Source organism: Nostoc sp. (genome assembly GCF_036917415.1).
In the GTDB taxonomy this organism is placed as follows: Bacteria; Cyanobacteriota; Cyanobacteriia; order Cyanobacteriales; family Nostocaceae; genus Nostoc.
Map to the genome: position 1 here is coordinate 1 of NZ_JBALDJ010000025.1, position 13597 is coordinate 13597.

Here is a 13597-nt window from a genome sequence, read left to right on the forward strand (position 1 = left end):
GAGTAGCCTGAACGGTCATCTGGATTGATGCCGTTGATGGCAAAGCCATTTGTACCGTTGAGGCTGGAGAGGTTAAATTGGTCACCAAAACTTTTCTTGCTGCCAAACACCACGTAGCTTTGCCCTGAGGAGTCGCCGTTGGGGTCGGCATATTCTGCCCCGATAATCAGGTCGTCAAGACCGTCACCGTTGATGTCTCCGGCACTGCCAACAGAGTAGCCTGAACGGTCATCTGGATTGATGCCGTTGATGGCAAAGCCATTTGTACCGTTGAGGCTGGAGAGGTTAAATTGGTCACCAAAACTTTTTTTGCTGCCAAACACCACGTAGCTCTGCCCTGAGGGGTCACCGTCGCCATTGGGGTTGGCACTATCTGCCCCGATAATCAGGTCGTCAATACCATCGCCGTTGATGTCTCCGGCACTGCTAACAGAGATGCCTAAGGAGTCATCTGGATTGATGCCGTTGATGGCAAAGCCCGACGTGCCGTTGAGGGTGGAGAGGTCGAATTGGGCACCAAAACTTTTCTTGCTGCCAAACACCACGTAGCTTTGCCCTGATCTGATGTCGTTGGGGTCGGCAAAGGGTGCCCCGATAATCAGGTCGTCAATGCCGTCGCCGTTGATGTCTCCCGCACTGCTAACAGAGTTGCCTAAGGAGTCATATATATTGATGCCATTGATGGTGAAACCATTAGTGCCGTTGACAGTGGAGAGGTCGAATTGGGTAGCAAAACTTTTCTTGCTGCCAAACACCACGTAGCTTTGCCCTGAGGTGATGCCGTTGGGGGAGGCACTACCTGCCCCGATAATCAGGTCGTCTAAACCGTCGCCGTTGATGTCTCCGGCACTGCTAACAGAGTTGCTTGATAAATCATCTGGATTGATGCCGTTGATGGCAAAGCCCGACGTGCCGTTGAGGGTGGAGAGGTAGAATTGGGCACCAAAACTTTCCTTGCTGCCAAACACCACGTAGCTTTGCCCTGAGGAGTCGCCGTTGGGGTCGGCACCGTCTGCCCCGATAATCAGGTCGTCTAGACCGTCGCCGTTGATGTCTCCGGCACTGCTAACAGAGTTGCCTGAACGGTCATCTGGATTGATGCCGTTGATGGCAAAGCCATTTGTGCCGTTAAGGTTAGATAAGTTGAAAACTGAATTTACCATGAGTGCGTCCTTTTATTTCTACAACTAAAAATTGAAACAATTGAAAAAGTCACAATGACTGTTGAGTGTGAACGGTCTAGACGATGAAATATACAATTTTTATGTGTAACAGCTAATGAACGGGGGTTGCCACAATGGTACAAATCCGAACTCGAAGTTTGCTGTTCTCTTCTCGAAGTTTAATGTTCCGAACTCGAAGTTTGATGTTTTGAACTCGTAATTTGGTGTTCTCAACTTGAAGTTTGCAGCTTCATAGGCGATCGCTTTTTTGACTAGTAGTTTCAAAGCTTCCTCTGGTGGGAACTGATCCAGATTTAGCTGCCTCAACCCTTCGTCTATCTCCACCACCGGACGTTGTAGAACAACTTGATACAGTCCACTCTGCTAGCAGAAGCTGAGAGAAAAAACATCAACTCTCATTTGCTGTTATCTGTCTAATAACAGTGAAACAAATTTCTACATAATTGGAAATAGCTTTCTAATAAGCATGGCAATTATTAGATGGTTAACCTGGTATGTCAACCCAATGCTACGCTACAGTTAGCAAGCTTGAAAGGCTATTATGACTGCCCTGATTCTGAACCTCAGCCCCGCCATTGAACTAACAGATGAGCAGTTCTTCCAACTGTGTCAAAATAATCGAGATTTGCGACTTGAGCGCACGGCAGAGGGAGAATTAATTATCATGCCACCAACTGGATGGGAAAGCGGAAATCGAAATAGTAGACTTACACAGCGCTTAGGTAATTGGGCTGACGTTGATGGCACAGGTTTGGCTTTTGATTCTTCAACGGGTTTTAAATTCCCCAATGGTGCAAACCGTTCTCCCGATGCATCTTGGGTGAGCCGAGAGCGCTTAGAAGCCCTGAATTCAGACCCCGACAAATTTCTACCGATCGCTCCAGATTTTGCGGTAGAATTACGCTCTGCTTCAGACAGCTTAAAGACTGTGCAACAAAAAATGCAGGAGTATATTGACAACGGTGTGCGTTTAGGATGGCTGATTGATCCGCAAAACCAACAGGTAGAAATTTACCGCCCAAGGCAGGATGTTGAGGTTTTGCAATCGCCTACTAACTTATCAGGAGAGGATGTATTACCTGGGTTTGTGCTGGATTTAGCACAGATTTTGAGTTAGCGATCGCTTTTTACTCACATCTCTTCTCAAAACGCGATCGCTCAATTCCTCTCATTTCATAGTTTCAGGAAATTGCAACTATAATTTGATCAAATTTTACAAATAAAAACAAAAAATTAATATTGACTTAATATTAAAAACACTGTCTGGAATAACCCCACAACAAAACCTAAAACACCGCCTAAAGTCACAATCGCCTGTAATTCATTCTTTACAATTCCCTCAATGGCAGCTTCTAAATCAGCTGGTGAAGTTGATTTTACACGGTCAACTATCACTTCATCTATCGACAAAATTGGAATAGCCTGTGCCACAATTGCTTCTAAATCTTTTTCCAAATACTTTTCTAAAATTAGAGCCAACTCTTGACTCATGACTTCTAAAGAAGTACTGACAACGGGTGAAGTACTAAGACGATTCAGCAGCACTACAGCAATATTTTGCCAATCAACAGAATCAGTTAATCCTTGTAAAAAATCGCTGCCACTGTTTTGCAAGTAATGGCGGACACTTTCGCGGGTGGTCTTTCGGAGTTGACGCACCGTCCCCATTGGCAAGTTTTGTAATGATAAATTTTGCAGTAATTTCCGAATGCGATCGCGCATCTGCAAATCTTGAGTCAATTCCTGCAAGCGAGTATTAGCAGCCTCTTTTTCATCCAAACAAAAAGTTCGTAGCCGTGTAAGAGTATTACGTAAGCCAAACAAATTTGCTACTACCCAATAAGTCCCACTGGTTTTTTCGCGGAAGCCTTCATCGATAATTTGAATTGTGCGATCGGTCAAAAAATCAACTATCGTTTGGCGGAGAATATCCGGCGGTAAAACGACTTGCAACAACCAATCAGCAAGCCGCGTAGCTTGTTCTTCACTCAGTTGAAATTCCAGCAATATCTGATCAAAAATTTGATTGATCTGCACTTCCAAAAAATCTTCACGCCGCGCTAAAACCTTAAGCAATCGTGGCAAGGATTCTCCTAGTAAATCCCGCAAAATTCCCGCTACAATTTTGGCACTTTTCTCGTTTTTATCTGTTTTTATTTGTTCAATTGCCAACCGCAACAACCAGAGAATTGCTGATTGTACGCGTTCTGTTTGCAACAAACGCCGCGCCAGATTTTGCAATTCTTGTGGTGTCAATAGTGACCCCATGATTGTATTAGAAATGTTCTTAGCCAGACGTTCTTGATTGCGGGGGATCAATCCAGGGGTGAAGGGTACTCTTCGTCCAGCGATATAAATTGCTCGGTAAGGACGGAACAACATTTTGATGGCTATATCATTTGTGAAATAGCCAATAATTCCACCCAGCACCGGGGGAGACACATAAAGCCAAAGATGAGACCAGTCCAAGGGAAGAATTAAAAAAGTTAGGAGTAGAGACGCGATTAATCGCGTCTGTACAAGAGTTAGGAGTAGAGACGCGATTAATCACGTCTGTACGAGAGTTAGGAGTTAAGAAACGCGATTAATCGCGTCTGTACAAGAGTTAGGAGTTAGGAATGATAAATTTTAAATGAGAATTTATCACTACTCATAATTCATAACTTTTAACTAATAACTCCTAACTTACTAAGCACTAGCACTCCCATCATACCGTTCGCAATGGGGTAGTGTGTGGCAACTGCAAAACCAACTTGATGAGCTAACTCTATTTGCTCTTTACCGATGGGAAAGCGATCTAAGCTAGGACTGATGTAAGCATATTCTTCTTTTAAGCCTAAATAATTGGCAACTGGTACCACAAAACCGTCCAGATACAACTGTTGAAAGGCACGTAGTTGAGGATTACTCGGTCGATGAAAGTCTAAAATTGCGGCTTTAGCTCCCGGTTTCAAAACCCGGTATAACTCTTGCAGACTGCGGGGAATATCTTTAACATTTCTTAAACCATAGCCCATTGTTGCGGCATCAAATTGGTTGTCGTCAAAGGGTAAATTGAGGACATCAGCTTCTACCCAGCTGATAGCAGGTTGGGGGTACTGCCAATGTGAGCGTTCTTTAGCGTTTTCTAGCAGGTTTGGGGAAAAATCTACACCGTACACCTGTCCTGTTGCTCCGATACGCCGTGCCAAACGTAAAGCTAAATCACCGCTACCACAACACAAATCTAATGCAGTATCTCCTGGTTTAGCTGCACTCCATTTTACTGCCATTTCCTTCCAGATTCGATGCTGTCCCAGACTCAACCAATCGTTCAACTGGTCATAAACTGGAGCAATACGGTTAAAAATGGACTGAATTTCGTTAGTCATTGGTCAATAAGTCATTAGTCATTGGTGAGCCAGTGCGGTCTTGGGGGTTTCCCCCATGAGCAACTGGCGAACCCGAAGGGTCATTAGTCATTTGTCATTTGCCAAGGATAAAGGACAAATGACAAAGGACAAATGACAACTACACAGTGGTTTGATGGCGACTACTACTAGTAAGAGCGATCGCCACCAGTTGTGCTGATAAATTAATTAGCACCAATTCATCTTCTCGTAAAGTGCAAGGTTGTTTCCACTGTAGCGACAATACACCCAAAAGTTGATGGCGGTAGCTAATTGGGATCACTAAATGTGCTTGCACACCCGTATTTTGGTAGTGGCTTGTATCAAGTAATTTAGTGTCTTTAAGTACATTTAAGGAAACTTGCATTTGTCCTGTGGCGATCGCTTCCCTGGTTAATGGGTCTTGAGATAGCCAATTTTCTATTTTACCTGTATCGCTATAAGTTCCTTGAGTTGCAACCAGAATATTTCCATCTGTAAGTTGTAAAATACAGCCGTCTGCCCCAAAAGTTTCACTCACAGCCCTAGCAATGGGAGCAAGAGTTTCTTCTAAGCTAGAAGCGGCTTGAGTTACCTGTACCAAAACACTCAGCAGCGCCATTTGAGCATGAGCACGGCGTAATTCTTCTGTACGTTGCTTGAGCAAATCGTAGGTTTCTGCTGCTCTTTGCACCACAGCTTTCAGTTCCCCTGGGTCCCAAGGCTTGGTAATATATTTGTAAACTTGTCCGGCATTAATTGCTTCTACCAAGTCTTCTATATCAGTAAATCCAGTGAGAATTATTCTCACTGTATCGGGAAACTGAGGTACAGTCTTGCTGAGAAACTCAGTCCCTTTCATTTCTGGCATCCGTTGATCGGAGATAATTACCGCTACCTCACCTTCTGCTGCCAAAACTTGTAGAGCGTTCACCCCACTATCAGCTTTCAGAACATTAAAGTCGCGTCGAAATGTGCGATAAAGTAAATCGAGATTATCTGGCTCATCGTCAACTACCAGGATTTTCAGCTTTTTTGGTCGTTCGAGAGTCATAACTTGAGATTGGACTTTATCAATTTCGAGATTGGGTTTATCCATAAGATTTTCCTTTAAATATTCACTCTCTTGTTATATTCCATACCAAGCTTAGTTGAGAATAGCCGAAAATCGCCAAGGGTTTATACGGAGTGATTTTGCATATTTTAAAACGCTAATAGTGAGTGCTACAGAGGAAATTTGTCTGCCCAAATATCTGAATTAAAAAATGTTGCGCTTTGAAGGAGGCAGGAGGCAGGAGGCAGGAGGCTCAGTTGGAACAATTGGAAGAGGATTCAGACCCCTCCCTTTTTTTTGCGCCGTATAAACGGTGAGGTCTTAAACCCCTGCTCCCAAGGCGTCGCGGACTCGCTAACGCTGCGCTATCTGCCTCCTGCCTTCCTTGATAAAAACCAACTAAATTAGCGAAACTATGGCAGTTTTGATCGTGGATGAGGTGTAGGTCTGAGTATAGATTAGAATAATACTTGCTCATGAGGTGTTAACTAGCCTCTCAAGTTGAAGCTCGCACTCCGATTATGACCGATCTACCACCCAACACTCAGAATCCCGAAGACAATGCTAACAATGATGTAGCACAAGAGTTACTCCGAAAGCTGAGGCAAAAACAAGGCAACTGGGTGGAATGGGGAGCCGCGATCGCCTCGTTGCTAAAAACTGGTTATAACCCCCAAGAAATTTTTGAGGCGACTGGATTTGAGCCGATTCAACAAAACCAGGTGGTTGTTGGTTCTCAAGTTTACAATTCTTTGGAAAAGTTTGGAGTATCGCAAGAAACGCGATCGCACTATGCCACACGTGGCAGCGATGTTTTATACGAGCTACGTTTACTTACTCAAGAAGAACGCGCCGCCGCCGCCGAACTGATCTTTGTCCACAAACTTGATGCCGATGAGGTGAAGGAAGTGGCAAAAGCAATTAAAGAATTCTCCTATTTCCGCACTTTCCCAGAAGGGTTTTCTGCTCATCCTGGGGATGCTGTTGCTCATCAAGTTTGGAAACTGGCACGCCAAAATGCAGATTTACAACAGCGATCGCGCCTAATCGCCAAAGGTTTGCGTTTTGCTCACACACCAGGTGCAAGGCAAAAAATCGAACAGCTGCTGACTGATTTTACTACCGTTCCCCAGCGTCCAGCACCAATTTTACCCTTTCACCGTCTGGAATTTGAGGAACAGTTACCGCGTATTTTACCTGTGGTAGGCGAGTTGCCATTATCGCGGCAAGACTTGCAAGCTGTGCCCATACTGACAGAAATGGAACCATTTCGGATGATCAAGTTTTCTGGAGAGCAAGCTTGGGTGCCCTTACCAGGCTGGCAAGTGCTATTGGCGGCAGAAGATCCAGTCGTGATCTTAGCAAATAGCGATCGCTTCCCCATCCAAACCCAAAGCCAAACGGGGCCAGTCTTAGTAGTAATAGATCGTGCCCAGCGAGAATGGGATGCTTCTAGCTACTTTGTCGTTGAAAATGGTGGTGAATTAGATTTTCAGTGGTTTGAAACTGAGCCAGAAATTCCTCTACTAGGACAAATTATTATCATCGTGCGTCCTAAGAAAATTCTGGATGAAGAATTAACTAAGGATTCATGGCAGATTGACGAATAAATTCAATTTTAGACGAGCTAACTGCGTAACACTCCCACACCTTCTGGTTTGGGAGTGTTGAAGATTAAACTAACTGGAGCACAAATCTCAACTAGGACTCATATTTGATTGCGTGAAAAAAACTCAGTACACCTTTATTCCTTCTTCCCAGTCCCCAGTCCCCAGTCCCCAGTCCCCAGTCCCCAGTCTCTACGAGTAATTCAGGAATCAAATCGGATTGCTATATATATACACGCATTTGATGCAGATAGTTTACTAGAACAGTTAAAACAAGAACGGTGGAGTATTTTGTTGGTAATTTGGGATTAAGAATCACTGAAGATTGTTCATATCTGCGGTTTGGGAATTAAGTTTAATATCTATTTAAAATATATAATTTGATATGTCCGATTCTAAATTTACTACTCCTGTTGCTCAAGAATTACTTGACTCAGAATTGTCTGAGCGATCGCTAATTCCTTCTTTGCAGAAGAAGATTCTCGCAATCCGCAACAGTCTACGCCCTGGACAGCAACAAATGGCTGATTGGCAATCTGGCCCTTTGGCTATTTCAGCCGTTCCTGGTGCAGGCAAATCTACTGGGATGGCGGCGGCGGCGGCGATCGCAATTGCACGTCAATATGAGCGTTCATCCTCCCGCCGTCAGCTGGTAGTCGTTACTTTTACTCGCTCTGCTGCTGCCAATATTAAAGCGAAGATTCGCAAATTCTTACGAGATGATTTATCTTTACCTCAGACGGGCTTTTTTGTCTATACACTACATGGTCTAGCGTTGAACATCGCCAACCGCCATTCTGATTTGTCGGGTTTGCAATTAGAAAATGTCATATTAATTACACCAACTCAAAGTCACCGCTTTATCAGAACGGCTGTAGAACAATGGATTATAAATAATCCAGATGTATATTTGCGGTTATTGGAAGGTCATCAATTTGACGGAGAAGAGACAGAAAGGTTGCGTCGTCAATCGGTGCTGCGAACAGAAGTATTACCGGAATTGGCTAATACGGTAATTCATGAAGCAAAAAGTTCTGGGATATCGCCAGAAAAATTGCGGGAGTGGAGTAAACAAACCACAGACGAATATGCAATTTTGAGTGTAGCGGCGGGATTGTACGAGCAATATCAAAACTTGATGCGATCGCGTGATTTCATTGACTACGACGATATGATTTTAGCTGCGCTGCGCGTTTTAGAAAACGACAGTGCCCGTCACATCGAGCAAAACCAAATCTTTGCCGTCTTTGAAGACGAAGCCCAAGATTCTAGCCCTCTTCAGACGCAGCTATTAGAAATTTTGGCGAGTAATCGAGAATATCAGCAACAGAATTCTTCACTCCTAACTACTAACTCTCCACTCCTAACTCCCAACTCAGCACGGGCTAAACGCCCCGCTACCGCTAACAGCACTCAGCACTCAGCACTCAATTTAGTCCGAGTTGGCGACCCTAACCAGGCAATTAACTCTACCTTTACTCCAGCCGATCCGATTTATTTCCGGCAATTTTGCGAAGAGTGCGATCGCATCGAACGATTGGCAACGATGGATCGAGCTGGTCGCAGTACTAGAATTATTATTGAAGCTGCTAACTTTGCCCTCAAATGGATCAATAATCAGTGGTTAGCAACAACCAAAACCAACAACAAACAACAGATTCCTGACAACCGACAAGTACCATTTTGTTTGCAGACAATTCGTCCTGTGGAAGTTGGCGATCCGCAAGCTAATGCCAACCCCGCACCCGTAGGACAAGGATTAGAACTTTATACACCGCGTGACATTCATCACACTGTTGAATTGTTATCTCAAAGAGTAATTGAGTTATTTGGTGAAGACCCAACAAAAAATAGTGCAGCGATTTTAGTCCGAGAAAATCGCCAAGGACGATGGTTAGCAGAGGCTCTGACACTTATGTGTAAAGAGCATAAAATTATACTTTACGATGTCGGAGAACGCGATCGCCGTTCCCATGTCCCCCAAGAAATTTTGGCATTATTGCAATTTTGCGATCGCCCCCACTCCCCCGATTACCTCAAAGCTGCCCTAGAAGCATTAGTACAGCGCCAATTAATTCCTACCCAAGACCTCAACGCCCTTGCTAGTCTGCCAGAAGAGTTTTTGTATCCTGGCCCCCTAGCAGAACTCCAGCCAGAAACAATACAAAAAGCTGCCCGCTTGTGTCGCAGCTTACTCCGCGCTCGTCTAGAACTGCCTTTATACCAGCTAATTTCCTTTCTCGCCTTAACCTTAAATTACGACCAGGCAGAATTGGCAACTGCTGACAAACTCGCAGAACGGGTAAACCAGCAGATAGCTGGCAATAGTTCGATGGCGGGAATGCTGTCAGCTTTAAGTGAAATCGTTAGTTCCGAACGGTTTGAACCAGTGGAAACCGAAGATTCGGAAGAACGTTACACCCGTCGCGGTCAACTGACGATTATCACTATGCACAAAGCTAAAGGGCTAGATTGGGATTATGTATTTCTCCCTTTTCTCCACGAAAACTTGATTCCTGGCAGATTTTGGGTTCCTCCCCAAAGCCAATTTTTAGGCGATTTTACCTTATCAGAAGTAGCCCGCGCCCAAATTCGCGCTACTCTCCACGAAGAATCTATCATACCGGATGTTAGTCAGGCATGGGAGGTGGCAAAAAATTTGAAAATATCTGAAGAGTATCGTTTACTCTATGTTGCTATGACACGAGCAAAGCTTCTGTTATGGATGTCTGCGGCGCAGAAAGCCCCCTTTACTTGGAGTAAACCGGACAATTTACAAGAACAAGCGCCTTGTCCGGTTTTTCCAGCATTAAAACGCCAATTTCCTGAATGTGTTGTGAATTTAGCGGCAATAAGCAAACAAGTATAAGGGATGGGGCATTGGGCAAAACAGTTCCGTTAGCAGATAGCTAAGTAGGTCGGCATAAATAATTATCGTTGGGATAAGGCAGGGGGCAGGGGGCAGGGGGCAGGGGGCAGGGAGCAGGGAGAAAAAGGGTTTAAGCTTTATTTATTTTTCTTCACACAGTTTGGTTTTATTGTGCCAACTTACTTAACAGCACTCAGCATTACTACTTCCCTACTCCTGATAAAGAAACTGAATTGAGAGTGCAACGTCAAACAAATTATGATTGCAATTGCGATATTAAGTAGGTCGGCAGAATAAAATCAAACTATGTTAAAAAAATGAACGCGGCTAAAACCCTCTTGCCTTATCCCAACGACAAATATTCATGCCCACCTACTTATCCGTTCAATTTTTAACAATCAATTATATGAAAAAATCAATCATCCAAGCATCTGCCGTAATTAAAAGCACCTTCCAGTCACCCAGAGGAATTTTCTTGACGCTGGTGTTGACAAGCTTGCTATCCTATGGATTCGGACTTATTGAAAACAATTCTGCTGGGGCTATACCTTACCCAGACGGCACTCAATTATCCAAATCACAAATAAACGAGTTACCGAAAGCGATCGCTAATAAAATTTTAGGAGATGCATCCTTCCGTTCCGGTCTACGTAAACGGGAATTAGAGATTACCCAAGTCACATCGAAAACCTTTGGTAATCCTTGTGAGTTTAAATTTGGAGAAGTTTGTACCAGGGAATACAACCCCATTGAAGGCTGGGAAGTAGTTGTCAAAGTCCGCCAAGATTCGTGGACTTACCATGTAGATAAATCTAGAAAGCAAATCCTTTTAGATCCCAAAGTGATTACTTTACAAACATTGCCCAAGGCGATCGCAGATGCAATTTTGAGCGATGCCTCAAGCCGTTCTGGGGTAGAAATTGCTGATTTAAAAATTACTAAAACTACACCAAAAACCTTTGGTAATCTCTGTCAATTCAACTTTGGCGAAGTCTGCACCCAGCAGTATGACCCCGTGGAAGGTTGGGAAGTGATTGTCAAGGTTAAAGAGCAATCTTGGACTTACCATGTGAATAAATCCACTTCGCAAATAATTTTAGATCCCAAAGTCAACACTACTGAAAAAAGTTAAATAAATCAATGGCTTTGGCTTTTTCCCATCTCCTCATTCCGTGCTTTGACCATCAAAGCACGGATATACAGCAGTTTGCAACAAGCGTGAGGTACAAAACCGAGGACTCAAAAATTAAATTATTCTTCTCCCTCCAGCATAGCTGCCTCCTGCCTCCTGCCTCAAAACTAGTGACTTTGTACTTCATCAGGTGAAATTAATTTAATCTACAGTGATCGCGGTTGCTTAAATCCTTTATTTAATTGCAGTTATAGCAATTTTAATAGTATATAATAATGGATCGTGTCGAATCAAAGCTAGACCATGCCTAAACTAAAGACTCGTAAAGCAGCGGCAAAACGATTCCGTGCCACCGGTAGCGGTAAAATCGTCCGTCGTAAAGCGTTCAAAAGCCACCTTTTAGAACACAAATCTTCTGACAAAAAACGTGGTATGCGCAAGAGTGGTCTTGTACACGAACGCGATGAACTTAATGTGCGCTTGATGCTCCCATATTTGTAAGTATTTTAGGAAATAAGTTATGACTCGGGTAAAACGCGGTAATGTAGCTCGCAAACGCCGCAATAAAATTCTCAAACTAGCTAAAGGTTTTCGCGGTTCCCATTCAACTCTGTTTAGAACTGCCAACCAACAAGTGATGAAGGCGCTACGGAGTGCCTACCGCGATCGCAAAAAGAAAAAGCGTGATTTTCGTCGCCTCTGGATTACTCGCATCAACGCTGCTTCCAGGCAACACGGCTTGAGTTACAGCCAGTTGATCGGTAACTTGAAAAAAGCTGATATCCAACTAAATCGCAAGATGTTGGCGCAATTGGCAGTCCTCGATCCAGCTAGTTTCGGCAAAGTTGCTGAATTGGCACTTCAAGCTAAAGGATAAAGGTGGTAAGGGATGTATAACAGATGTAACAAATGGCAAGTAATTACTCGGTTACATCTGGTATTATCCGCCACTATATTTTGGATTTTTTGCTTTTCTCTAGTGGGGACGGGATTAACTGCATCTGCTACCGAAATGTCAGAAATTCAGCAGCGGGGCTATTTAAATGTTGCCGTGAAAGATAACCTGCGTCCTTTAGGATTTAAAGATGACAACGGGAATTTGCAAGGTTTAGAAATTGACTTGGCCAAGCGTTTGGCAGTTGACTTGGTTGGTAAAGCCGAAGCTGTAAAATTTCAACCTGTAGCGAATCGCGATCGCCTGTCTGTAGTCTTAGACAAGAAAGTTGATTTTGCGATCGCTAGAGTCACAGCAACCGAGTCACGCGCCCGCATAGTTAGTTTCAGCGTTCCCTACTATTTAGATGGCACTGTATTAGTTACAAAAGATGCATCTGTGCAGCAATTGAGCGATCTGTCAAAACAAAAAATTGCCGTACTCAATAACTCCAGTACCGTAGCTAAAGTGCGGTACTATCTGCCAAACGCCGAGTTAGTAGGAGTGAATTCCTATCAAGAAGCGCGAGAGAGAATAGAAAATAATGCCGCCGTAGCCTTTGCCGCAGATGCTAGTGTTCTAAGCGGCTGGGTACAACAATATCCTCAATATCGGCTACTGCCAATTAAGTTATCAACTGAACCTTTGGCTGTAGTAATGCCCAAGGGATTGCAGTACGATGAGTTAAGACGAAATGTGAATCAAGCGATCGCTCGTTATTTAGAAAAAGGTTGGCTCCAGCAACGCTCTCAATATTGGGGTTTACCGTAAATTGGTCATTAGTCATTAACGAATAACCAAGGACAAATGACAAATGACAAATGACAAACTTTATAATATTTGTATTTGCAGCAATGGATAACAGTCTAGCCGTTGTTTATCTCTCAATTTTGGTGGTTCTACTCACACTTGCAGCCGTAGGTGTTTTTCGCCAGATTTTCAAAACTCGCAAGGTTGAAGGCTCTTTTGCAAAGTTGCGAAAGAAGTTAGAGAAAGAAAAGGGTACGACTCAAGAATATTATGAGTTAGCCAGTATTTATTCAGAAAAAAAAATGTATTCTCAAGCGATCGCGCTATTTCAAAAAGCTCTCAAAGCTGCCCAAGAAGAGGAAGAAGAAGATATCGCCCCTATTTACAACGGGCTGGGCTATATTTATTTTACCCAAGAGCAATATGACTTAGCAATTCGTCAGTACAAAGAAGCTCTTAAGTCTAAACCAGACTACGTAACAGGATTGAATAATCTCGGTCATGCCTACGAGAAGAAAAAATTAACTACTCAGGCGTTACAAAGTTACGAAGAAGCACTCAAATTTGCTCCAAATAACTCTATTGCTAAACGTCGTGCTGAATCTTTACGCCGTTTGGTTTCGGCATAAATCGGCGATAGGGGATTGGGAAAGATTTCCCAGTCCCCACTCCCCAACTATTAATAAATTAATTTAGCTT

The 13597-nt window shown here is 43.6% G+C and carries 14 protein-coding genes; 9 read left to right on the top strand and 5 right to left on the bottom strand.

Annotated elements, in window-relative coordinates:
- Together V7K41_RS03265 and V7K41_RS03270 are read right to left on the bottom strand one after the other, a co-directional pair.
- Positions 1-1163: integrin alpha (locus V7K41_RS03265; protein ID WP_334845707.1), on the bottom strand; the 1163-nt coding region annotated here is incomplete at its 3' end.
- Between the two features lie 99 nt (positions 1164-1262).
- Positions 1263-1511 (bottom strand): hypothetical protein, encoded by a 249-nt coding sequence (locus V7K41_RS03270; protein ID WP_334845708.1) that lies wholly within the window; start codon positions 1509-1511, stop codon positions 1263-1265.
- A 214-nt stretch (positions 1512-1725) separates the two neighbouring features.
- On the opposite strand from V7K41_RS03270, the gene V7K41_RS03275 reads away from it, so the two are divergent.
- Entirely contained in the window at positions 1726-2301 is a 576-nt protein-coding gene (locus V7K41_RS03275; RefSeq protein WP_334845709.1) for a Uma2 family endonuclease, read from the top strand.
- A 116-nt stretch (positions 2302-2417) separates the two neighbouring features.
- On the opposite strand, the gene V7K41_RS03280 is transcribed toward V7K41_RS03275, so the two are convergent.
- The 3 genes from V7K41_RS03280 to V7K41_RS03290 all read right to left on the bottom strand — a co-directional run bounded on the left by V7K41_RS03280 (position 2418) and on the right by V7K41_RS03290 (position 5651).
- Positions 2418-3653: a DUF445 domain-containing protein gene (locus tag V7K41_RS03280; RefSeq protein ID WP_334845710.1), complete on the bottom strand. Its 1236-nt coding sequence runs from the start codon at positions 3651-3653 to the stop codon at positions 2418-2420.
- A 197-nt stretch (positions 3654-3850) separates the two neighbouring features.
- A complete protein-coding gene (gene ubiE / locus V7K41_RS03285; RefSeq protein ID WP_334845711.1) occupies positions 3851-4555 on the bottom strand; it encodes a bifunctional demethylmenaquinone methyltransferase/2-methoxy-6-polyprenyl-1,4-benzoquinol methylase UbiE in 705 nt (234 codons plus the stop codon).
- A 139-nt stretch (positions 4556-4694) separates the two neighbouring features.
- Positions 4695-5651, bottom strand: a complete 957-nt coding sequence (locus V7K41_RS03290) for a response regulator (RefSeq protein ID WP_334845712.1) — start codon at positions 5649-5651, stop codon at positions 4695-4697.
- Positions 5652-6127: 476 nt separating this feature from the next.
- Between V7K41_RS03290 and V7K41_RS03295 the strand changes: the two genes are divergently transcribed.
- The 8 genes from V7K41_RS03295 (at position 6128) to V7K41_RS03330 (ending at position 13527) form a co-directional block, all read left to right on the top strand.
- On the top strand, positions 6128-7216 hold the full coding sequence (locus V7K41_RS03295; protein WP_334845713.1) for a RuBisCO accumulation factor 1: 1089 nt from the start codon (positions 6128-6130) through the stop codon (positions 7214-7216).
- 108 nt (positions 7217-7324) lie between these two features.
- Positions 7325-7525, top strand: coding sequence for a hypothetical protein (locus V7K41_RS03300; RefSeq protein WP_334845714.1), 201 nt, complete (start codon positions 7325-7327; stop codon positions 7523-7525).
- Between the two features lie 73 nt (positions 7526-7598).
- A complete protein-coding gene (locus tag V7K41_RS03305) occupies positions 7599-10082 on the top strand; it encodes an ATP-dependent helicase (protein WP_334845715.1) in 2484 nt (827 codons plus the stop codon).
- A gap of 406 nt (positions 10083-10488) precedes the next feature.
- On the top strand, positions 10489-11214 hold the full coding sequence (locus V7K41_RS03310) for a hypothetical protein (RefSeq protein ID WP_334845716.1): 726 nt from the start codon (positions 10489-10491) through the stop codon (positions 11212-11214).
- Positions 11215-11517: 303 nt separating this feature from the next.
- Positions 11518-11715, top strand: a complete 198-nt coding sequence (gene rpmI / locus V7K41_RS03315; protein ID WP_334845717.1) for a 50S ribosomal protein L35 — start codon at positions 11518-11520, stop codon at positions 11713-11715.
- Between the two features lie 19 nt (positions 11716-11734).
- Positions 11735-12091: a 50S ribosomal protein L20 gene (gene rplT / locus V7K41_RS03320; protein WP_289795542.1), complete on the top strand. Its 357-nt coding sequence runs from the start codon at positions 11735-11737 to the stop codon at positions 12089-12091.
- A gap of 12 nt (positions 12092-12103) precedes the next feature.
- A complete protein-coding gene (locus tag V7K41_RS03325; protein ID WP_334845718.1) occupies positions 12104-12919 on the top strand; it encodes a transporter substrate-binding domain-containing protein in 816 nt (271 codons plus the stop codon).
- An 83-nt stretch (positions 12920-13002) separates the two neighbouring features.
- Positions 13003-13527: a tetratricopeptide repeat protein gene (locus tag V7K41_RS03330; RefSeq protein ID WP_334845957.1), complete on the top strand. Its 525-nt coding sequence runs from the start codon at positions 13003-13005 to the stop codon at positions 13525-13527.
- The last annotated feature ends 70 nt before the right edge of the window (positions 13528-13597 follow it).

What these genes read in the sequence shown, in the direction of transcription:
- rpmI (WP_334845717.1), top strand. Translation starts at nt 11,518, where the DNA reads ATGCCTAAACTAAAGACTCGTAAAGCAGCGGCAAAACGATTCCGTGCC.
- rplT (WP_289795542.1), top strand. Translation starts at nt 11,735, where the DNA reads ATGACTCGGGTAAAACGCGGTAATGTAGCTCGCAAACGCCGCAATAAA.
- ubiE (WP_334845711.1), bottom strand. Translation starts at nt 4,555, where the DNA reads ATGACTAACGAAATTCAGTCCATTTTTAACCGTATTGCTCCAGTTTAT.
- V7K41_RS03275 (WP_334845709.1), top strand. Translation starts at nt 1,726, where the DNA reads ATGACTGCCCTGATTCTGAACCTCAGCCCCGCCATTGAACTAACAGAT.
- V7K41_RS03310 (WP_334845716.1), top strand. Translation starts at nt 10,489, where the DNA reads ATGAAAAAATCAATCATCCAAGCATCTGCCGTAATTAAAAGCACCTTC.
- V7K41_RS03325 (WP_334845718.1), top strand. Translation starts at nt 12,104, where the DNA reads ATGTATAACAGATGTAACAAATGGCAAGTAATTACTCGGTTACATCTG.
- V7K41_RS03290 (WP_334845712.1), bottom strand. Translation starts at nt 5,651, where the DNA reads ATGGATAAACCCAATCTCGAAATTGATAAAGTCCAATCTCAAGTTATG.
- V7K41_RS03295 (WP_334845713.1), top strand. Translation starts at nt 6,128, where the DNA reads ATGACCGATCTACCACCCAACACTCAGAATCCCGAAGACAATGCTAAC.
- V7K41_RS03330 (WP_334845957.1), top strand. Translation starts at nt 13,003, where the DNA reads ATGGATAACAGTCTAGCCGTTGTTTATCTCTCAATTTTGGTGGTTCTA.
- V7K41_RS03305 (WP_334845715.1), top strand. Translation starts at nt 7,599, where the DNA reads ATGTCCGATTCTAAATTTACTACTCCTGTTGCTCAAGAATTACTTGAC.